Origin of the sequence: Corallococcus exiguus (assembly GCF_009909105.1) — a bacterium.
GTDB classification, from domain to species: domain Bacteria; phylum Myxococcota; class Myxococcia; order Myxococcales; family Myxococcaceae; genus Corallococcus; species Corallococcus exiguus.
Map to the genome: position 1 here is coordinate 649,097 of NZ_JAAAPK010000001.1, position 19,476 is coordinate 668,572.

The following is a 19,476-nucleotide window of genomic DNA, read 5'->3' on the forward strand; positions in this document are numbered from 1 at the left end:
CCCACGATGGCCACGACCTTCCTCGAAGACGCCGCACGCACCCAGGCCGCTGAAGCCGTCGCGGCCATTGAGTCCCAGACCGCCGCGGAGGTGGTGGTGTCCGTGCGCCGCGCCTCCGGCGACTACGCCCACACCGATGCACGGCTGGGCGCGGCCGTCGCCTTCGTCATGCTGTTGGTCCTCCTGTTCATCCCGCAGGAGGTCCACCTCTTCGCCTTCCCGCCCGTCGTGCTCCTGGCCTACGCCGCGGGCGTGATGGGCGGCCGCCTGCTGCCGTCGCTGCGCCGCGCGCTCACCCCGCGCAAGCTCCAGGAGGACTCCGTGCGCACCGCCGCGAAGGCCGCGTTCACGGAGCTGGGCGTTTCGCACACGTCGCGCCGCACCGGCATCCTGGTGTTCGTCTCCCTCTTCGAGCGCCGCGTGGAGGTCGTCACCGACTACGGCGTGGACACCTCGCTCATGGGCGCCGAGTGGCAGGACGCGCTCACGCAGCTGTCCGCCGCGCTGACCGCGTCCACCGCGCCCGAGCCCTTTCTCCAGGCCCTGCGCCGCATCCAGGCACCGCTTTCGCGCGTGCTGCCCCGCCTGGAGGATGACGTGAATGAACTGCCGGACATGCCCGGAGCCGTGGCGTGAGGCGCTCCCACTCCGTCCTCCTTCTCGCGGTCGCGCTGTTCCTCGGGCTGGGCCTCGCCTCCATCCCGGACGCCGACGCGCGCCCCGGCGGGGGTAGCTCCTATCGGGGCTCCAGCCGCAGCTCGTCGAGCAGCCGCAGTTCATCGAGCAGCCGGAGTTCGTCGAGCAGCCGCAGCTCGTCGTCCTCCTTCGGCTCCAGCAGCAGCCGATCCTCGTACAGCTCCGGCCCCCACTACAGCTCCAGTAGCTCGTCGTCCTCGGGTGGAGGCGGAGCGTTCGGGGGCTTCTGCCTGCTCATCGTCGTCATGGGCGTGGTCGCCATCGTCGTCATGAACATGAAGATGGGCGCGGGGCAGAGGGACTGGAGCACCACCGCGCCCCATGCGCCTCCGCCGCCCCAGCGCCAGGGTTCGCTGCGCACGAAGCTCGCGCGCCTGGCCCGCGTGGGGCCCAAGGGTTCGGACGGGTCGGTGCATCCGTTGGACCCCGAGTTCTCCATCGTCCTCTTCGAGGACTTCGTCTATTCGCTCTTCGCCCGCGTGCACGAGGCGCGCGGCGGTGGCCGCCTGGACACACTGGGCGGCTGGCTGTCCGACGGCGCCATCGACTCGCTCCACGAACTGGGCACTCCGGACGCGGTGAAGGCCGTGGTGGTGGGCGCCGTCACGTACGAATCCGTGGAGGGCATCAGCGCGAACAGCCAGCGCGTCCGCGTCGTCCTGCGCTTCGAGGCCAACTACACGGAGGTCTCCTCCGGCTCCGAGCAGAGCTGGTACGTCGCGGAGGAGTGGCTGCTGGAGCGCGACGCGTCCGCGAAGTCCCGGCCTCCGGAGGACGTGCGCGCCTTCAAGTGCCCGAACTGCGGCGCGCCACTGGAGTCCGTGCACGGCCACAAGTGCTCGTACTGCGACACGGTGGTGAACACCGGCGAGTTCGACTGGGTGGTGACGCGCGTGGCGTCGCAGGAGCGCGAGCGGCGCGGCCCCCAGCTCACCGGCACCACGGAGGAGCAGGGCACGGAGCTGCCCACCATCAAGGACTCGCGCTCGCAGGAGCGGCTGAACGCGCTGCTGCATGACGACCCGGAAGCGACGCCGCTGGCGCTGCGCAAGCGCCTGGAGTTCATCTTCCACGAGATGCAGACCGCGTGGGCCGCGCGCGAATGGAAGGGCATGCGGCCCTTCCTCAGCGACAACCTCTTCCAGACGCAGCTGTACTGGATCAACGCCTACCGTGAGGCGGGCCTGCGCAACATCACGGAGAACGCGCACATCACGAACCTGGTGCTCGCGCGCGTGACGCGGGATGAGTACTTCGACGCCGTCACCCTGCGCGTGTTCGCGTCCAGCCTGGACTACACGGTGCGGGACCAGGACGGACAGGTCGTGGGTGGCAGCCGTTCCCGCGAGCGCGCCTACAGCGAGTACTGGACGCTCATCCGCGGCCGGGGCGTGCGGGGCAAGCCCTCCACGCAGAAGAAGTGCCCGTCGTGCGGCGCCCCGCTGTCCATCAACATGGCGGGCCACTGCACGCACTGCCAGGCGCGCGTGACGTCCGGCGAGTTCGACTGGGTGCTCAGCCGCATCGAACAGGACGAGTCGTACCAGGGCTGAGCCACGGTCCTTCATGCACATGTCCCACTGGTTTTCGTTGCTCGGTCTCCTCGTCACGGCCACTCCGGCCGCCTCGGCTCCACAGTCCTTCGGGGATTGGTTCGATGCGCGCGTGAAGGCGGAGAAGCCGGAGGTCCGCGAGCGCTTCCAGCTCGACCTCGACGGGGATGGCCGGGAGGACGACGTCGTCTGTTACGACTTCAAGGAGCCAGAAGGGCCCGGCACCACGACGCCCGTCGTCCTGGTGGGGCTGGCCACCGGCGAGCGCTTCGCCATGCGTGGCGATGGGCTGGGCCCGATTGAGCATGTCGGGTGTCCGAGCGCGCCGTCATCGAAGACGAAGGGCAGGCCGAATTCCCTCTCCCTTGGCGGCAATGGCCTGACGGGCTACGTGGGGGCGGTGTCCCTGCTGTTCGACAACAAGGGGCCCCTGCTGGTGGGAGGCAACACCGGTGACAGGTACCACGCGTGGAGCATGGACCTGGTCTCCCAGCGGACGGAGCTCTCGTCCTACGAATACTCCGAATCGCAGACCGAGGACCCTGTCCCGAACCGGTCCGCCTCGATGCTCGCCTCCGGTACGCAGGAACCCGCGCCGCCCGCGCCGGTCTGGGTGAGCTGGGGGAAGAAGAACTGGAGCGGCGACGCGGACGCGGGCCTGAAGGTGCAGTGGCTGCGCAAGGGCTCCACGGTGACGCTCCTCGCGACGCTCCATGACGACCAGCCGGTGCCCGCGGCGGATGCCAGCGCGAAGGCCGTCCTCGGCGCGGATCACCTGGAGCTGTGGTGGCGCGAACCGGACGTGGACTCCAAGCGCGCGGTGCAGCTGGGCGTGGCGCGCACCGCCGACGGCAAGCCCGTCGCCACGTGGTTCCAGCCTCCCGGCCGCAAGGACAAGGCGCTTCCCTCCATCCGGTGGACCGCTCCCGACCGGTTCGAGGTGGAGCTCCCCGTGAGCTGGCTTGTTCCCAAGCCGCGTGACGGCGTCACGGTCCATGACGGCGACATGGAACCACCGTCGGGGCTGGCGGCCATCACGGTCGTCTTCTCCGACAGTGATGGGAAGGGGCAGGAGACGCTCGTCTCCACCACGGAGAAGCGTCCCGGCGCTGAGGTCTTCAGCTCCCTCTACCTGGCGGAGCCCGGAAGCCTGTACCCCCGCTTGAGCAAGGGCGTCTTCAGCTGGATGCCCCTCAAGCAGACCACCACGTTGCGCGAGCTGGTCACCCAGTAGCGCCGGGGGCCCGCATCTCCCCGGGACATCCACGCCGGGAACACTAGGATGCGGTGCATCATGACCGCGCCCTTCCTCGTCGCCACCCTCGTTGAACCGCTGGAACCCGGGCACTACCGCTCGCGCTACGAGGCGCCCTGGTATCAGGGCCGGGGTGCGTACGGCGGCGTGGTGGCGGGGCAGGTGCTACGTGCGATGGAGCACCAGCTGAACGACCCCCAACGGCAGGTGCGCTCGTTCACCGTGCACTTCTGCTCGCCCGCTGTGGAGGGCGTGGCGGACCTGCACACGCGCATCGAGCGCGCCGGCAAGTTCGTCACCCACGCCACCGCGCGAGTGGAGAGCGGCGGCGTCGTGGTGGCCGTCGCCACGGCGACCTTTGGCGCCGCTCGCGGTGGGGCTCCCGAGTACATGGACTTCGTCATGCCGAAGGTGCCCGCGCCCGGGACGCTCACGCCCGTCCCTGACGACGTGCCCATGCCGGACTTCTGCCGCTTCTTCGAGTACCGCTACTGCGTGGGCTCGGCGCCGTACTCGGGCGGGCCCGAGGCGGAGGTCGGCGGGTGGCTGCGGCCTCGCGTTCCCACGGCACTGGACCCGGCGCTGTGCGTGGGGTTGATGGATGCGTATCCGCCGTCCGTGCTGTCTCGGCTGGACGGCTTCCGCGCTGCGGCGTCGGTGGACTTCAGCGTGCAGTTCTTCCAGCCGTTCCCGGTGAAGGGCATCGCGCCGGACGCGCACTACCTGCGCACCGGCCGCTCGCGCCAGGCCGCGGAGGGCTACACGGAGGAGACCCAGCTCCTCTGGGCGGAGGACGGCACGCTGCTCGCGCAGTGCCGTCAGCTCGTCGCCGTGCTCGGCTGAAGCGTCAGCTCGGCCACCACGGCGTGGTGGTCGGAGACGGCGTCGGGCAGGCGCTCGTAGCGGGTGAAGCGCAGGGCGTGGGAGATGAGCACCTGGTCCAGGCGCTGACGCGCGTGCGGAACGGGATACGTGGGCTCGCCTTCGGAGGGCGTGTGCAGTCCCAGCTCCGCGCACAGGCGGGCCACGGGGCCGTCCACGTCCTCCGCGTTGAAGTCACCCATCACCAGGCGAGGCCGCTGTGGCCGCTGGCGCAGGGCGTGGATGAGCTGGTCCACCTGCCTCCGCCGCACCGCCGCGGAGAACGGATCCAGGTGCAGGGACACGACCTCCGGCCCGCGCTCCCCGGCGAGCGTGGCCACGACGTAGCCCTTGTCCACGCGCCGGTCGCGGCCGAAATGCGCCGTGTCGCGTGACTCCAGCGGCTGCCGGCTCAGCAGCGCGGTGCCCTGCGCGAACAGTCCCGGAACGCCGGAGTGCACGCCGTGATGCACGTGCGGATACCCGGCCTGCTCCGCGATGCGGGCCACCTGATCCACCCGTCCACTGAAGAGGCTGGACCGGTCCGCCTCCTGCAACGCCACCACGTCCGCGCCTTCACGGGCGAGCAGCGCCGCCACCCGGTCCAGCGTGCCCAGCAGCGCGGACCGCCCGCGCAGGAAGGGCATGGGCACGGCGAACGGCGCACCGTGCGCCACGTTCAGGGTGAGGACCTTGAGTCGCACGGGCCCGGCGAACTCGGAACGGCTCAGGCGGCGATCTGCTTGCGCAACAGCCGCGTCAGCTCCGCGGGGTCCACCGGCTTGGGCAGCAGCTCCGCGCCGTAGCGGATGGCCACGGGAAGCAGGTCATCCAGGTCCGAGTGGCCGGTGAGGAAGATGAACGGCGCGCGGCACTCCTGCAGCTCGCGCATGGCGACGAGCACGTCGGAGCCGTTCATGTCCGGCATGTTGTAGTCGCACAGGATGGCGGCGATGCCGGTGAGGTCCAGGTGGAAGGCCTCGGCGGGGGACTGCACCGTGAGCACCGTGTAGCCCGCGTCCCGCAAGGTGTCTCCCACGGTCGCGAGCACGAAGAGGTCATCGTCGATGACCAGCACGGTTGGCATGGCGCTCCTCCAGCGCCTGAGCGGCGCGCGCGATGCGCACGAGTGTATCCGAGCCCGCGCGTCCGCGCGCCACACCCCCACGGTGCGAGTTGCCGGGGTCGGGGCCACCCACGTCGTAGGGTGTGGGCGCTTGGCGGGCCTCAGGCCCTCACTGTTTCGCGGCCGTGACAGGAGAGGGGATGAGGATGAGCTGCTCCTGGGGTGGGTTGAGGTATTCGGCGCCGGTCTCCGTGACGACGGCCATCTCCTCCACGGAGAGGATGCGCAGCGCGTCCGGGCTGCTGCCGTCCTTCCACGCGTAGAAGCCGTCGAAGGCGAACACCTGCCCGGGCTGGAGCTTGCGCAGCGAGGAGCCCGCGGGCGGCTTGCCGGACGCCGCGCCGGACAGGGCGGGGCCTGCGTCATGGGCCCAGTAGCCCACGGGATGGCCGGTGCCCCACATCACGGGCTCGGAGCCCGCTTCGCGCATCCAGTCGCGCTGGGCCTTGTCCACGTCGTAGCCGCGCACGCCGGGCTTCATCGCCGCGAGCGCGATGCGGCTGCCCTTCTTCGACTTCTCCCACTTCGCCAGCGCCTCCGCGGGAGGCTGCTTCTCCCCCGGCGCCAGCACGTACGCGAAGCGCTGGATGTCCGTCACCCACGTGCCTCCCACGCGGATGCCGAAGTCCGTCTGGATGAAGTCCCCCGGCTGGATGACGCGGTCGGTGGCGTTCGAGTGCCCGCGCGTGGGCCCGCTGTTCACGTTGGGGTTCTGGTCCGGCTGCCACCCGTCACCCACGCCCAGCTCCGCGATGCGCTTCTTGAGGAAGCGCGCCACGTCCGAGTCCCGCGTCTTGCCGGGCACCACGGTGCGGTACGCCTCCTCCTCCAGCTTCGCGGTGATGTCCGCGGCCTTGCGCATGATGTCCACCTCCTCGGGCGTCTTCACGGACAGCCACTCGGAGACCAGGTCCTCGGAGGACACCAGCTTCTTGCGCAGCGCGGGGGACAGCGCCGCCTCCAGCTTCGCGCGCTGCGTGGCGGACAGGCCGTCCGCGATGGACATCCGCTCCGACGAATTGATGGCCACCTTCGCCGGCTTCGCCTGGGTGAGGCGCGCGGCGATGAGCGCGTTCACGTCCGCGCCGCGCTCGAAGGCCACCACCTCGTCCACCACGCCCATGTCCCGGAGCGCGGTGGCCTCGCCCTCGGGGGAGAGCGCGGTGGAGCGCAGCGAGTCGCCGTCGCGCAGGAACAGGAACGCGGCGGTGCCGCCCGCGTTCTCCCCGCCCACGTGGGCCGCGAGCGGGTCGTTGTCGTTCTCACGGCAGAGCACCACCCACGCGTCCACGCCCGCGCGGGCCATGGCCTGGGGCAGCAGCTTCTGGAGGCGCTCCTTGCGCACGCGAGGCCACGCGCCTTCCGCGGCGGGCACGGCGGGCGCGGCGTGGGCGAGGGAGGCAGCGAGCAGGGCGGAGAGGAGGACGGGCCGGACACGCGTCATGGATGCGCTCTTCCTGGTGGGGGGAGGGCGCGGATTGTTTCACGGCCACGCCGCGCGACAACCCACACGCCGTGCACCGCGCAGGTGCTTCACCCGGAAGTCCCGGAATCACAAGAGACATGTCCGGGACGTGAGCCTGTTCGTGGATGGACATGGCCCTGCCCCCGGGTCTCGGGCGCGGATGGCTGTCTGTCATTGCGTCGGGACCGCCGGGAGGGCGCGAACGGCGCCAGGGCTTGCGACCGTGCGCGTCGTCTCCAACCCCGGAGTCGCACATGCGTGTCGAAGAAATGAGTTCCGCCGCGGAGTACGTCCAGGGCAACGAGGACCGGGAGCTGCGACGGCTGATGCTCCAGGCCCAGGTGTACTCGCCACTGACGGAGGGAGTGCTGCGCGGGGCCGGCTTGAAGCCCGGGATGCGCGTGCTGGACGTGGGCTGCGGCGTGGGGGACGTGTCCTTCCTCGCCGCGGAGCTGGTGGGCCCCACGGGCGAGGTGGTGGGCGTGGACCGCGAGGCCCGCGTCCTCGCCTGCGCCCAGCGCCGCGCCGAGTCGCGCGGCCTGCCCCACGTGCGCTTCCAGCAGAGCAGTCTGGAGTCCCTGCCCGTCGGCGCCCCCTTCGACGCCATCGTCGGCCGGCTGGTGGTGATGTTCCAGCCGGACCCGGTGACGTTCGTCCGCCGCATGGTGGAGCACCTGCGCCCCGGCGGCGTGCTGGCGCTGCACGAACTGGAGCTGGCGGCCATGGGCCTGGCGCACCCGAAGCTGCCGCTGTTCAACCGGGTCTGGAACTGGATGCTGCCCACCTGCGAACGCGTGGGCATCAAGGTCCACATGGGCCTGGAGCTGGTGTCCACGCTGCGGCGGGCCGGGCTGGTGGTGGATGACGGCGTGGTGGGCGGGCGGCTGGGCGTGACGCCGGACGCGGAGACCACGCACGCCTTGGTGGAGACCGTGCGCACGCTCCTGCCCCACATGGAGCGGCTGGGCGTGGCGCTGGCCATGGAGGTGGACATCGACACGCTGGCCGCCCGCCTCACCGCCGAGCTGCGCTCCAACGGCGGCGTGCTGGTGCCCAGCCTCATGGTGGGCGTCTGGGGCCACCGTCCAGGCCCTGTCTAGCGCCGCCGTCTCCGAACGACTTCGTCTTCACGACTTCGTCTTCGCGCGACTTCACGAGCGGCGGGGGAGTGGGTCGCTTAGAGTGGCCTCATGGCAAAGACGGCATCCCGCAAGTCCCCCGCGAAGGCCAAGAAGCAGCCCGCGCGCCCCGCCGCGCCCGCGAAGACACCGGCCCGGCCAGTGAAGGCGAAGGTGGAGAAGGTGGAGCCCCGTCGCGCCTCCGCCTCCTCTCCGAAGCCCCCCGTGCTGGAGGCCGAGCCCGTCTTCGACTCCGGCCCCGTGGCCGACCCCCGCGAGTCCACGCCCAAGAGCCTGCCCGCGGGCGAGCCGAAGGGCCGGGTGCTGCCCTTCGAAATCGACCCGGCCCAGCTGGAGGCCGGCTTCCAGAAGCTCCGCGGCGAGCTGGTCCACTGGACCAACAAGGGCCGCTACACCAAGGTCCGCTTCAAGTTCCGGGGCAAGCAGCTGCTGCCCGACCTGCCCCTGGCCGCCGTCGTCGCCGCGGAGGGCCTGTCCTTCTACTGGGGCGGCATCCTGCGCGTGCTCGTGGCCAACGTGGTGGGCAAGAGCGTGTTCGAGGTGGAGCTGGTCAACGACGCGGACAAGCGCGTCCAGGCGGGCCGCGAGGCGCTCCTGTCCGGCGACGTGGACCAGGCGCTCACGCTGTTCCGCGAGGCGCTCGCCATGGACCGCGACAACGCCTCCGCGCACCTCAACGTGGGCGTGGCCCTGAGGCTCCGCGGGGACCGCGAAGGGGCGCTCGCCGCGTTCGAAACCGCGAAGGCCAAGGACCCCGAGGGCGGCGTGGGCGCGGAGGCCGAACGGCTGGCCGCGAACCTCCGCCCCAAGGCCTGAAAAACGGGCCCGGAACGGCCTGGAAACGGGCCCCGGACGCGGGCCCGGAAACGGCCTCCGGTGGGGCTGAAAACGCACCGCCCGGATGTTCCCTCCGGGTGCCCCGGAAAGGCCCTTTCCGACCCCTGGAACCGGGCGGGCGGGCAGCCGGGGCGAATCCCCCCTGTTTCCCTTATTGACTGAGGGAAATCCGGGGGTTACGAACACTCTCCCATCGGGCGGAGCCCCCCACGTGAGGGGCCCGTCCGCACCTTCCAGAGCCCATGGCTGACGACACCACCGACACGCCGGCAACGCCCCCCGCGCCTCCTCCGTCGAGCGGCGCTGGAGAGCTCATTCCCATCAACATCGAAGACGAGATGCGCCGCTCGTATCTCGACTACTCGATGTCCGTCATCATCGGCCGCGCGCTGCCAGACGTGCGCGACGGCCTGAAGCCCGTCCACCGTCGCGTCCTCTTCGCGATGAACGACCTGGGCAACCTCCACAACCGCGCCTACAAGAAGAGCGCGCGCGTGGTGGGTGACGTCATCGGTAAGTACCACCCGCACGGCGACTCTTCCGTCTACGACGCCATGGTGCGCCTGGCGCAGGAGTGGAGCCTTCGCTACCTGCTGGTGGACGGCCAGGGCAACTTCGGCTCGGTGGACGGCGACTCGCCGGCGGCCATGCGTTACACGGAAGTGCGCATGGAGCGGCTGGCGGAGGACCTCCTGGGGGACATCGACAAGGAGACCGTCGAGTTCGGCCCCAACTACGACGACTCGCTGGAAGAGCCGCTCGTCCTGCCGGCCAAGTTCCCCAACCTCCTCGTCAACGGCAGCAGCGGCATCGCGGTGGGCATGACCACCAACATCCCGCCGCACAACATGAACGAGGTCGTGACCGGGACGCTGCACCTCATCGACAACCCGGACTGCACCGTCCTGGACCTGATGGAGTTCATCGAGGGGCCGGACTTCCCCACCGCCGCCATCATCACCGGCCGCGATGGCATCCGCCGCGCCTACGAGACGGGCCGCGGGGCCATGACCATCCGCGCGCGCACGGAGATTGAAACGAACAAGAAGGGCGACCGTGAGGCCATCATCGTCACGGAGATCCCCTACCAGGTGAACAAGGCCCGGCTCATCGAGAAGATCGCCGAGCTGGTGCGCGAGAAGAAGCTGGAGGGCATCAGCGACATCCGTGACGAGAGCGACCGTCAGGGCATGCGCATCGTCATCGAGCTCAAGCGCGACGCCATCAACCAGGTGGTGCTCAACAACCTCTTCTCCATGACGCAGATGGAGACGACGTTCGGCGCGGTAATGCTGGCCATCGACGGCGGGCAGCCGCGCACGCTCAACCTGAAGGAGCTGCTGGACCGCTTCATCGCGCACCGCCGCGACGTGGTGACGCGCCGCACGCGCTACGAGCTGCGCAAGGCGCTCTCGCGCATGCACATCGTGGAAGGCCTGCTCGTCGCGCAGGACCTCATCGACCTGGTGGTCAGCCTCATCCGCGCGTCGCGTGACCCGGATGAAGCGCGCTGGGGCCTGATGAACATCCTGTCGCCGGAGCTGTACACGCGCGAGCGCTTCCAGAACCTGGACCGCATCGACTACGCGAAGGCCAAGGCGCAGATGGAGCTGCTGGTCAGCCGCGCGCGCAACGAGGAGCCGGCCTACGGCGGCCTGGAGCACAAGTACGAGGGCGCGGGCTTCAGCGAGGACCAGGCGCAGAACATCCTGGAGATGCGCCTGCAGCGCCTCACCGGCCTGCAGCGCGAGGAGCTCTTCAAGGAGCTGATCGGGCTGGTGCGCGACATCGCGCGCCTGCGCGACATCCTCGCCAATGAGAAGAGCCTGCTCTCCGTCATCAAGGCGGAGCTGATGGAGATCCGCGAGCGCTACGGCGACAAGCGCCGCACGGAGATCACCGGCGCGGTGGATGACCTCACCCGCGAGGACCTCATCGCGGAAGAGACGATGGTGGTCACGCTGTCGCACACGGGCTACGTGAAGCGCTCGCCCCTGTCGGAGTACCGCGCGCAGAAGCGCGGCGGGCGCGGCAAGACGGGCGCGGGGACGAAGGAGGACGACTTCGTCACCAAGGTGTTCGTGGCCAGCACGCACGCGTACCTCATGCCCATCACCACGAAGGGCAAGCTGTACTCGCTGAAGGTGCACCAGATTCCGCAGGGCAGCCGCACGTCGCGCGGCAAGGCCATCGTGAACCTGGTGCAGTTCGGGGAAGGGGAGCGGCTGGCGCAGGTGCTGGTGACGCGCGACTTCCCGGAGAACCGCTACGTCTTCTTCGTCACGAAGAAGGGCGTGGTGAAGCGCACGGACCTGAGCGCGTTCGAAAGCGTCCGCGCCAGCGGCATCATCGCGCTGGGCATCGACGAGGGCGACGAGCTGGTGGGCGTCATGATCACCGACGGCACCAAGGACATCCTCCTGTCCACGGCCACGGGCATGAGCATCCGCTTCAAGGAAGAGGATGTCCGCTCCATGGGCCGTCAGGCCTACGGCGTGAAGGGAATCACGCTGGAGGACGGCGACGAGGTGGTGGGCGCGGACCTCCTGGACAAGGAGCCGGAGGAGGGCCAGGCGCCCGCGGAGCAGAGCAGCGCCATCCTCACCGTGACGGAGAACGGTTACGGCAAGCGCACCGAAGGCGCCGAGTACCGGCAGCAGGGCCGTGGCGGCAAGGGCATCATCGACATCAAGGCCACCGAGCGGAACGGCCGCGTGGTGGGCGTGGTGCAGGTGAAGGACAGCGACGAGGTGATGATCGTCACCAACGGCGGCATGCTCATCCGCATGAAGGTGAAGGAGATCTCCGTCATCGGCCGCAACACGCAGGGCGTGCGCCTCATCGCGCTGGAGAACGGCGAGGAGAAGGTGATGGCCATCTCCAAGCTGCCCGAAGGCGAGGAGTCCGAGGAGGAGACGGAGGCCACCTCACCAGTGGAAGGGGCCAGCGCCGAGGCTTCGTCGGAGGCCGCGCCGGTGGAGGAGTCTTCGCCGGAGGCTCCGGCGGACGAGGCTGGCCCGGCCAGCACGGAAGGTGAGCCCGGCTCGGAAGGCTGAGTCCAGGCGGTAGAAGCACGGGAGGGCCGGGCACGGGACGCGGGATGCGCGCTCCGGGACCCGGCCCTCTTCGTTGGTGCGGGGGGACTACTTCTGGGTGAGGTCCTTGGGCACGGTGAGGCCGGCGGTCTTCTCGTCGATCCAGAAGATGTTCATCACCCACCAGCGCTGGCCGTCGTTGAAGAGCTGGATGCTGTTGACGCCCTTGGCGATGAGCGGCCCGTCCTGCGTGCCGCGCGCCTCATAGGTGCTCATGACCTGCACCAGCGCGCCGAAGGCGTGCGTCTGGCGCGCAATCTCCTTCTCGAAGAAGCCATGCGTCGCGGTGCTCTCCTGGCCCCACGTCACGTAGTCCTCCGGGGTGATGGGGCGGGCCGCCAGCGTGGTCGCGCCCGGCGGCTTCCCCAGCGGGATGAGCTGGGCACCTGGATAGAAGAGGGAGCGGAAGCGCTGCCAGTCGCGTGGCGCGCCCGCCGGTCCGCTGATGACGTCGTAGAGCGCCTTGAGGATGGCGTCCTGGGACTTCACGTCCTCGGGCTTCGCCTTGGGCAGTTGGGCGAGCGCGGCCTGGGTGCGCTCCGCGGAGGCCTTGATCGGATTTGGCTTCTCCGGAGCGGCGGCCGCGGCCTTGGGCTGCGACGGAGAGGCCGCGGGGGCCTGGGCGAAGGACGCGGTTCCCAGCAGGACGGCACAAGCGACGAGCAGGCGCGACATGGGGACTCCCGGAAAAAGGGGAAGGCGAAGAGCCTAATCCCACGGCGCGGAAGCCCTCGCTGGGATTCCCCTCCACGGAGCGCACCGCACGAGCCTGTCCGACAGTCGGACAGGTTGGGACCGGGTCGGGTGGCCGGTGCTTGGCCCGGCCGGTGCCGCACCGTAGTGTGCCCGCCGTCATGGCCTTCCTCTCGCTCGATGCCCTCACCCTGAAGTTCCTCGGCGCCGCCACCCCCGCGGTGCGCGACGTGTCGCTGGCGCTGGAGCCGGGGGACGCGGTGGCGCTGATGGGCACCTCCGGCTCCGGGAAGACGGCGCTGCTGCGGCTGGTTGCGGGCCTGGAGCAGCCGACGTCCGGCACCATCACGCTCGCGGGCCGCGTGGTCGCCGGGCCGGACGTGTTCGTGCCCCCGGAGCAGCGTCCGCTGCGCCGCGTCCTCCACGACGCGGAGCTCGAATCCGGCCTCACCGTGCGCGACGTGGTGATGGGCGTGCAGCCCAAGGGCGAAGGCCTGGCGCACGCGCGCGGCATGCTGGCGCTGTTCCAGCTGGAAGACCTGGAAGCGCGCACCTGCGGAACACTCTCACGGGGACAGCGGCAGCGCGTGTTGCTGGCGCGCGCGCTGGCCTCTGGCACGAAGCTGCTGGTGCTGGATGAACCCTTCGCCGGCATGGACGCCGGCCTGCGCGCCAACGTCCTCGGAGAGTGGCGCCGCGTGCTCAAGGCACGAGGCACCGCGGTGCTCTTCGCCACGCACGACGTGGGGGACGCGCTGGCCTTCGCGGACCGGCTGGTGCTGCTGCGTGGGGGCACGGTGGAGCAGCAGGGCGCACCCGAGTCCGTCTACGAAGCACCGCGCAGCGCCTTCGCCGCGTACTTCCTGGGCGGCACCAACCTGCTGCCCGGTTCAGCCTTCGGTCGCGTCGCGCGCACGGCGCTGGGCAACCTGCCGCTGAGCACGGAGGCGCGCGGCGAGGTGATGCTCTCCCTGCGCCCGGAAGCGCTGCGGCTCGTCCCCGACACGGACGGCGTCGCGGTGGGCGGAGCCCTGCGAGCGGAGGTGCTGGAGCGCGCCTTCCGGGGCGCGCACGTGGACTTCACCGTGTCCTGCGCGGGCATGGCGCTGGTGGTGCGCGCCGCCTCCTCGGCCCCTTTTCGCGAAGGCAGCCGCGCCCGGCTAGAGGTCGCGGGCCGCGCGGACGTGCTGGAGGAGACATCTGGCGCCGGCCGCTAGCACACCAGGCGTGCAAGCGCCCGGCACGGATGGTGCAATCACCCGCGTCCCCCATGCGTAGGGAGGGGTATGAACATCGCAGGCCTTCGAGGAATGGGAACCCGCTTCTTCCACTACGTGCGCGACCCTCGGGTGGCGACGTGGCGCAAGCTGTCCGGGCTGCTGGCCGTCCTGTACTTCGTGTCGCCCGTGGACGCGATTCCGGACTTCATCCCCGTGTTCGGCTGGCTGGACGACCTGGGCGTGCTGTCCGCCGCGGCCTTCTTCATGGTGCGCGAGGTCCAGCGCTGGCGCCCCGCCCCGCCCGCCGGTGAGCCCGCGTTCGATGGACTCCCGCGTGACGAGGAGGGCCAGACGCGCGTGCCCACGCTGCGCCGGCACTCCTAGCCGTCAGTCGTTGCCGCCGCGGCGGTCCTCGAAGTGCACGAAGTCGATGAGGAACGTCGCGGCCACCACCAGCGTCCGCACGTGCGGGTCGTGCAGGCCGTTGAACCGGACGCCGAAGTTGTCGGCGTCCGTGAACATCTCCTTGCCGAACCCGCTCCACTTCTTCGCGATGGTCCCCACCTCGCGGCCCTGCTGCTCCACGTTGAACGTCCAGGGCCTGAAGAACGGCCCGCTCAAGTGGGCCAGCTCTTCGTCGTTGGGCCCGAGCACGTCGTAGGCGCGGGTGAAGAAGCGGAAGCGCTGCTGGATGGCGCCCAGGTGCCGTCCCTCGCCGTCCTCCACCTCCAGCCGGGACAGCCAGAAGCGCCACGGGCGGCGCAGCCGCAGGAGCGTCTCCCCGCGCGCGGACTTGAGCTCCATCTTGAAGGGCCGCTTCGCCTTGAGGAAGCCGCGCAGGAGGAACAGGCCCAGCCCGCTGCCCACCTCGCCCGCGAAGAAGAGCGGGCGTCCGTCGTCGCCCACCACCTCGTAGCGGTTGCGGCCCTCGAAGCCCGTGAGGATTTCGCCCCACTCCTTCACCTGTCGCACGCGCAACGTGTGCTCGTCACGCAAGAGGGTCAGCGCCTGGGACTCGTCGGGCATGGGCGGCTCCGGGAAGGCCGAAGGAGGACTGCGGCCGCAGTCTAGAACTGCCCGAGCACCGCGAGCCCCATCCCCCCATGCCGCCCCATGGCCGCCGGGGCGACAGAGACGGTCGGAGTGTTGTCTGGTGCATCGAAGTCACGCGTGAGGAAGGTCGCGGTCCCCAGGCCGGCCAGCACGCCCACGGCGGTGCCCACCAGCAGCGCGTCCCCGTGGTCGCTGTCCAGCGCCAGGAACATCGCGCTCAAGCCCACCAGGCCGCCCAGGATGCCGCCCGCGTCGATGAGCAGCACCCGGCCCTGGGAGATGTCCAGGTTGCGCCCCACCAGCGCGAAGGTGAGCAGGCCCGCGCCCACCACGCCCTGCTCGATGGCGATGAAGTCGCGCGTCTCACCGCTCTGGGTGGCCATCACCAGCCCCGCCACCACGCCCGCCCACAGGCCGCCGGAGTTCGCCAGCGACACCTGGCCCGCGGTGGGCCGCGCGAACTCCGCCACCAGGATGCCCAGGCCCGTGAAGCCCAGCGCCCCCGCCATCACCGCCCCCGTGGAGCTCTCTCCCTCCAGGTCGAACGAGCTTCCGGACGCAAGGCCGTAGCCGAAGCCCCACACCGTGCCGGAGTTGATGGCCGCCGCCTGGCCCCGCGTCAGCCCGCTCCGGGTGGCGAGCATCGAAATCGCCGCCCCCGCGCCGCCGCCCAGGAGCGCCACCGCCACGTACGCGCGCCCGTCCTGGCAGTTGGAGATGGAGCACAGCATGACGCCCTGGGTGATGCCGTGCAGCGTCTGCACGACGGTCAACGACGCCCGGGCCTGCTGCGACGGTCCCTCCTGCGAAGTCACCCCTGGCTCCGCCACCACCGGCCGCGCCAGCGTGTCCTGCGCCAGCCGCGCGCCCGGCTCCATCCGCGTCCGCGCCAGCCGCGCCAGCTCCGGTGCGTACGGATGCCCGGGGCACACCTGCATCACGCGCTCCAACAACTCCAGGGCCTGCGCCTCCTGTCCGTGCACCAACGCGTCGAAGCCCGCCGCGTAGTCGGACTCGGCGGCGCAGGCTTCGTCACTCGACACGAGCGGCGGCGCGGAGACGGGCCCGGAAGACGTAACGGCGGGAGGTGCCGCGCCTTCCCGGGGCGAAGGACCGGGCTGCGCTGCGACGAGGACGGCCAGGAAGAAGGGCGCGAGGACCATGCAGGCTCCCACCCTAGTCACCCCCGCGGAAAGACGGGAGACCCGGGACCCCGGTCCTCCTGGAAAGGAGGCCCGGGGCCCGGGTGACGCCACGCGGCGGCCTACCGCGTCGCCAACGTCTCCATGTGCTGGCGGAGCGCGGCCATGTCCCCCAGCCGCCCGTCCAGACCCGGAAGGGGCTTCGCGGCCTGCTCGATGCGGCCCCGCGTACGCGGACCCGCCGCCACCAGCCACGCCACGCCCAGCGCCAGCTCCGCCACGTCCGGCGCCTGGCCCAGCTGCGAGGCCAGCGCGAGCAGCGCGTCCACGGCCTTCTTCACCTGCGCGCCGTGCAGCGGGTGGCTGCTGGTGATGCCCTCGCGCAGGAGCACCAACAGCACCCGCGCTGTGGCGCGAGCCTGACGCACCGGCTCCGGTCCTTCACCCGTGCCGGCCCACAGCCCGTTCGCGAGCTGCTGGCCCAGGATGCCGCCCACGTCCTCGGTGGGGATGGAGGCCTCCGCCACGGACAGCGGCAGGGACTCCTCCTCCTGCTCGTAGACCACCTCCGCCTTCTCCTTGACGACGCGCTCCAGCTCCGGGGCGCTCTGCATGGCGGCGTCCTTGCGCGGCTTCGCGGCGGACATCAGCCGGTCGAAGAACCCGCCCTTGTCCTTCTTCGCGCTCTTCGCGGACTCCTGCTCCCTGCGCTCCATGGGCGCGCTGGCGCCCCCGGGCCCGGAGCCATCCGCGAACTCCGCCTGGAAGGACGACCCGGTGGTGGGCTCCGGCCCCAGGTCGCGCGCGGGAGCGGGCGAGGGCGCGGACAGGCTTGGAGGCGGCGGGGGCACCGCGCCGCCCCGGGAACGGCCGACCGCCCCGGGCATCCCTCCGGGCGCGGGCATCGACTTCGAAGCCATCCGCTTCATCACGGGCGCCCGCGCCGGCGGGAGCGCGTCCACGAGCCCGCCCTCCGGCACGTGCTCGTCGTCCATGTCCCGAGCGGCCTGGTTGAACATGCTCCAGCCCGCGGGCGCGTTCACCGGCACCACGCGCGTGTCCGGCGTGCCGGATGCACGGCGGTCGCCCTGGCGCTCCTCCACCACCACGAAGGACGTGTACTGCGTGGCCAGCTGGTGCTCGACGGCGAGCCGGACGATGCGCTCCTTCATCGCCTCCGCGCGCCGGCCCACCAGCCCCGCGTCCATCCAGCCTCGGATGCGCTCGGCGGCCCACAACTTCTCCACCACCGGCCGGTCCGACAGCGCGGGCAAATCCAACCGCACCGTGAGGGAGAAGGGCTCACGGCCCGACTTCCCCTTCAGCGTCACGCTGCCCGTGCCCGCCTGCGCATAGCGCCCGAAGAGCGTCCACGGCGTGCCATCCACCAGCGGCGGCAGCGTGGCCGGCGCCAGCTCGCTGGCCTCCACACCGTCGAAGCGCACCTCCAGGTCGGTGACGCGCGGCGCGAGTGCCCGCGAGAACTGCGCCACCACCTTCTCGTCGATGCGCTCTCCCGGGTGGATGAACTCCACCGCGCCATCCGTGCGGCGCGCCAGGTCGCGCAGCAGCGCGTCGCTCACGTTGGTGCCGATGCCGAACGAGAACACCCGCCCCGTCCCGCGCGCCGCGAGCACCGCCTCGAGGATCTCGTTCTCGTTGCCGACCTGGCCGTCCGTCAGCAGCACCACCACGCCGTCCGGCGCGGCCTTCATCGCGGTGACCATCGGCTCCAGCAGCTCCGTGCCGCCGTAGGCCCTCAGCCCCGCGACCCACGCGTCCGCCTGCTCCAGCGTGCGCTGGGTGAACTGCACCGTCTGCGGAGAGAAGGAGCGGAACGAGTTCTCGAACGCGATGACGTTGAAGCGGTCGCCTTCACGCAGGTGGCGCAGGCACAGCCGGAGCGCGGCCTGGGCCTGGGGCAGGCTGTCGCCGTCCATGGAGCCGGACGTGTCCACCACGAACACCACCTCCTGCCGGGGCGGCGTCGTCGCCAGGTTCAGCAGGTCCGGCACCACCGTGAGCGCGAACGTGCCGGGGCCTTCCGCCTTCCGGTGGGTGACCACGGGCGTGAGCATCACGTCCGGGTTGGCGTTGCGCATCGTGAGCACCACGTCGCGGTCCAGCGCCACCTCGTTGCCCGCGAAGTTCTTGAGGAACGAATCGCGCTGCAGGGTCACCCGCGTGCGGGTGCCGTCCCGGGTGGCGGTGATGCGGTGGGACGGGCTCTCCACCACCACGTCACGGCCCACGTCGATGAGCAGGTCCATGCGCAGCCCGTAGTCCACGTTCATGCTCGTGGGCGGGGAGATGCGGTCCGCGTCCGGCACCCGCGTCGTGGGGGCCGCGCTGCCGTGGCCCGTGCGGTCGCCGTGCACCGCGCCGGGCATGTACCGGGGCGCCACCAGCGTGGGCAGCATCCAGCGCACGCTGCCTTCTTCCGCGGTGAGCGTCTGCAGGAACTCCACCTCCACCAGCGTCTCCTCGCCCGGCAGCAGGTTGCCCACCTGCGCGGTGAAGACGTTGGCGCGCTCCTGGTCCAGCAGCGCCGCGCCGTGACCTTCGGTGATGGCGTCGTCGTAGGCGCGGAAGGCCGCCTCGCGCTCCTTCACCACGCCGGCCACGCGGCGGCCCGCGCACGTCATGGAGAAGGCGCTGAGCGTCGCGTCGGAGGGCAGGGGGAAGGTGTAGATGGCCTCCACCGGCTTCTTCTCGTCGTTGCGGTAGCGCTGCGTCACGCGCACCCGCGCGTGCCCCCCGAGCAGCTCACCGGAGACTTCCACTCCCTGCAGGGGCACCTGGGCCCCGTCCCGCGTGAACAGCCCACACTTCGCCTGCTCGTTCATGACCGCGTTCCTTCCTGGAACTCCTCGATGAGGGCGCGCACCCGCTCGGCCAGCGCCCGGACCTTCGCTTCCGCCTGCTCCGACACGTGCAATTCCAACCCCGGCGCCAGGAGCCAGCGCTGGTAACGCGCCACCTCCACCGTCGGGTCTTTTCCCGGCCGCTTCGGGGGCATCCGGAGGACGTCCTCCGGTACCGGCAACGTCCCCGAGCCCACCGGCGACTCCGCCAGCCGGCGCAGCTCCTCCGGCGACAACCGCAAGAGCTCCGCCTGGATGGCGTCCAGTGGCAGGAACCTCGCCTGGAGCACCCGGATGGCCTTGAGCCGCACCCGGTGCTCCTCTCCGTAGACCGTGTCCGGCCCCTTGAAGGGCGGCGCGGGCAGGAGGCCCCGCTGGACGTAATAGCGGACCGTGCGAGGCGAGATGCCCACCTCCTCCGCCAGCGCGGTCAGCTTCCACTCCGTCTGTGTCTTGGGCGTGCTCACGAACCTGACA

Annotated in this window: 17 protein-coding genes; 9 read left to right on the top strand and 8 right to left on the bottom strand. The window is 70.8% G+C overall.

Annotation, left to right across the window (positions count from 1 at the left end):
* The first annotated feature begins 6 nt into the window (after positions 1–6).
* The 4 genes from GTZ93_RS02685 to GTZ93_RS02700 are packed head-to-tail and all read left to right on the top strand — an operon-like array spanning position 7 to position 4,347.
* Positions 7–636: a TPM domain-containing protein gene (locus tag GTZ93_RS02685; protein ID WP_120580051.1), complete on the top strand. Its 630-nt coding sequence runs from the start codon at positions 7–9 to the stop codon at positions 634–636.
* Positions 633–2,249, top strand: coding sequence for a TIM44-like domain-containing protein (locus GTZ93_RS02690; protein WP_161662630.1), 1,617 nt, complete (start codon positions 633–635; stop codon positions 2,247–2,249). The genes GTZ93_RS02685 and GTZ93_RS02690 overlap by 4 nt, the downstream gene beginning before the upstream one ends.
* A 19-nt stretch (positions 2,250–2,268) precedes the next feature.
* A complete protein-coding gene (locus GTZ93_RS42590) occupies positions 2,269–3,483 on the top strand; it encodes a hypothetical protein (RefSeq protein ID WP_257979406.1) in 1,215 nt (404 codons plus the stop codon).
* 60 nt (positions 3,484–3,543) lie between these two features.
* Positions 3,544–4,347 (top strand): acyl-CoA thioesterase, encoded by an 804-nt coding sequence (locus GTZ93_RS02700; protein WP_139921430.1) that lies wholly within the window; start codon positions 3,544–3,546, stop codon positions 4,345–4,347.
* Here the strand turns inward: GTZ93_RS02700 and GTZ93_RS02705 are convergent.
* From GTZ93_RS02705 to GTZ93_RS02715, 3 genes are all read right to left on the bottom strand, one after another.
* Entirely contained in the window at positions 4,323–5,069 is a 747-nt protein-coding gene (locus tag GTZ93_RS02705) for an endonuclease/exonuclease/phosphatase family protein (RefSeq protein ID WP_139921432.1), read from the bottom strand. The two genes, GTZ93_RS02700 and GTZ93_RS02705, sit on opposite strands and share 25 nt — an antisense overlap.
* 23 nt (positions 5,070–5,092) lie before the next feature.
* A complete protein-coding gene (locus tag GTZ93_RS02710) occupies positions 5,093–5,452 on the bottom strand; it encodes a response regulator (RefSeq protein ID WP_120594668.1) in 360 nt (119 codons plus the stop codon).
* 148 nt (positions 5,453–5,600) lie between these two features.
* Positions 5,601–6,935 (bottom strand): M24 family metallopeptidase, encoded by a 1,335-nt coding sequence (locus GTZ93_RS02715; protein ID WP_121751579.1) that lies wholly within the window; start codon positions 6,933–6,935, stop codon positions 5,601–5,603.
* A 275-nt stretch (positions 6,936–7,210) separates the two neighbouring features.
* Here GTZ93_RS02715 and GTZ93_RS02720 point away from each other — a divergent pair, with 275 nt between their 5' ends.
* The 3 genes from GTZ93_RS02720 (at position 7,211) to gyrA (ending at position 11,988) form a co-directional block, all read left to right on the top strand.
* Positions 7,211–8,056 (top strand): class I SAM-dependent methyltransferase, encoded by an 846-nt coding sequence (locus GTZ93_RS02720; RefSeq protein WP_161662631.1) that lies wholly within the window; start codon positions 7,211–7,213, stop codon positions 8,054–8,056.
* Positions 8,057–8,146: 90 nt separating this feature from the next.
* Complete coding sequence (locus tag GTZ93_RS02725; RefSeq protein ID WP_121758243.1) at positions 8,147–8,911, top strand: tetratricopeptide repeat protein; 765 nt, start codon at positions 8,147–8,149, stop codon at positions 8,909–8,911.
* 263 nt (positions 8,912–9,174) lie between these two features.
* Positions 9,175–11,988 carry a DNA gyrase subunit A gene (gene gyrA / locus GTZ93_RS02730; RefSeq protein WP_139922125.1) on the top strand — a complete coding sequence of 938 codons (2,814 nt, stop codon included), beginning with the start codon at positions 9,175–9,177 and terminating at the stop codon, positions 11,986–11,988.
* 87 nt (positions 11,989–12,075) lie between these two features.
* Here the strand turns inward: gyrA and GTZ93_RS02735 are convergent, their stop codons facing one another.
* Positions 12,076–12,702 carry a nuclear transport factor 2 family protein gene (locus GTZ93_RS02735; RefSeq protein ID WP_139922126.1) on the bottom strand — a complete coding sequence of 209 codons (627 nt, stop codon included), beginning with the start codon at positions 12,700–12,702 and terminating at the stop codon, positions 12,076–12,078.
* A gap of 179 nt (positions 12,703–12,881) precedes the next feature.
* Here GTZ93_RS02735 and GTZ93_RS02740 point away from each other — a divergent pair, with 179 nt between their 5' ends.
* Both GTZ93_RS02740 and GTZ93_RS02745 read left to right on the top strand, forming a co-directional pair.
* The gene (locus GTZ93_RS02740; RefSeq protein ID WP_139922127.1) at positions 12,882–13,937 is read left to right on the top strand and encodes an ABC transporter ATP-binding protein; all 1,056 of its coding nucleotides are present in this window, start codon (positions 12,882–12,884) and stop codon (positions 13,935–13,937) included.
* Between the two features lie 93 nt (positions 13,938–14,030).
* Complete coding sequence (locus GTZ93_RS02745; RefSeq protein WP_233597072.1) at positions 14,031–14,324, top strand: YkvA family protein; 294 nt, start codon at positions 14,031–14,033, stop codon at positions 14,322–14,324.
* A 3-nt stretch (positions 14,325–14,327) separates the two neighbouring features.
* On the opposite strand, the gene GTZ93_RS02750 is transcribed toward GTZ93_RS02745, so the two are convergent.
* The 4 genes from GTZ93_RS02750 to GTZ93_RS02765 form a co-directional block, all read right to left on the bottom strand.
* Positions 14,328–14,966: a phospholipid scramblase-related protein gene (locus GTZ93_RS02750; RefSeq protein ID WP_120577442.1), complete on the bottom strand. Its 639-nt coding sequence runs from the start codon at positions 14,964–14,966 to the stop codon at positions 14,328–14,330.
* Positions 14,967–15,007: 41 nt separating this feature from the next.
* On the bottom strand, positions 15,008–16,156 hold the full coding sequence (locus tag GTZ93_RS02755; protein ID WP_139922128.1) for a hypothetical protein: 1,149 nt from the start codon (positions 16,154–16,156) through the stop codon (positions 15,008–15,010).
* A gap of 101 nt (positions 16,157–16,257) precedes the next feature.
* The gene (locus tag GTZ93_RS02760) at positions 16,258–18,981 is read right to left on the bottom strand and encodes a VIT domain-containing protein (protein WP_139922129.1); all 2,724 of its coding nucleotides are present in this window, start codon (positions 18,979–18,981) and stop codon (positions 16,258–16,260) included.
* Entirely contained in the window at positions 18,978–19,466 is a 489-nt protein-coding gene (locus tag GTZ93_RS02765; protein ID WP_120577439.1) for a MerR family transcriptional regulator, read from the bottom strand. The genes GTZ93_RS02760 and GTZ93_RS02765 overlap by 4 nt, the downstream gene beginning before the upstream one ends.
* Positions 19,467–19,476: the final 10 nt, after the last annotated feature.

Coding starts and splice junctions, on each gene's coding strand:
- GTZ93_RS02685 (WP_120580051.1), top strand. CDS start 7: ATGGCCACGACCTTCCTCGAAGACGCCGCACGCACCCAGGCCGCTGAA.
- GTZ93_RS42590 (WP_257979406.1), top strand. CDS start 2,269: ATGTCCCACTGGTTTTCGTTGCTCGGTCTCCTCGTCACGGCCACTCCG.
- GTZ93_RS02700 (WP_139921430.1), top strand. CDS start 3,544: ATGACCGCGCCCTTCCTCGTCGCCACCCTCGTTGAACCGCTGGAACCC.
- GTZ93_RS02710 (WP_120594668.1), bottom strand. CDS start 5,452: ATGCCAACCGTGCTGGTCATCGACGATGACCTCTTCGTGCTCGCGACC.
- GTZ93_RS02715 (WP_121751579.1), bottom strand. CDS start 6,935: ATGACGCGTGTCCGGCCCGTCCTCCTCTCCGCCCTGCTCGCTGCCTCC.
- GTZ93_RS02720 (WP_161662631.1), top strand. CDS start 7,211: ATGCGTGTCGAAGAAATGAGTTCCGCCGCGGAGTACGTCCAGGGCAAC.
- GTZ93_RS02725 (WP_121758243.1), top strand. CDS start 8,147: ATGGCAAAGACGGCATCCCGCAAGTCCCCCGCGAAGGCCAAGAAGCAG.
- gyrA (WP_139922125.1), top strand. CDS start 9,175: ATGGCTGACGACACCACCGACACGCCGGCAACGCCCCCCGCGCCTCCT.
- GTZ93_RS02735 (WP_139922126.1), bottom strand. CDS start 12,702: ATGTCGCGCCTGCTCGTCGCTTGTGCCGTCCTGCTGGGAACCGCGTCC.
- GTZ93_RS02740 (WP_139922127.1), top strand. CDS start 12,882: ATGGCCTTCCTCTCGCTCGATGCCCTCACCCTGAAGTTCCTCGGCGCC.
- GTZ93_RS02745 (WP_233597072.1), top strand. CDS start 14,031: ATGGGAACCCGCTTCTTCCACTACGTGCGCGACCCTCGGGTGGCGACG.
- GTZ93_RS02750 (WP_120577442.1), bottom strand. CDS start 14,966: ATGCCCGACGAGTCCCAGGCGCTGACCCTCTTGCGTGACGAGCACACG.
- GTZ93_RS02755 (WP_139922128.1), bottom strand. CDS start 16,156: ATGGTCCTCGCGCCCTTCTTCCTGGCCGTCCTCGTCGCAGCGCAGCCC.
- GTZ93_RS02760 (WP_139922129.1), bottom strand. CDS start 18,981: ATGAACGAGCAGGCGAAGTGTGGGCTGTTCACGCGGGACGGGGCCCAG.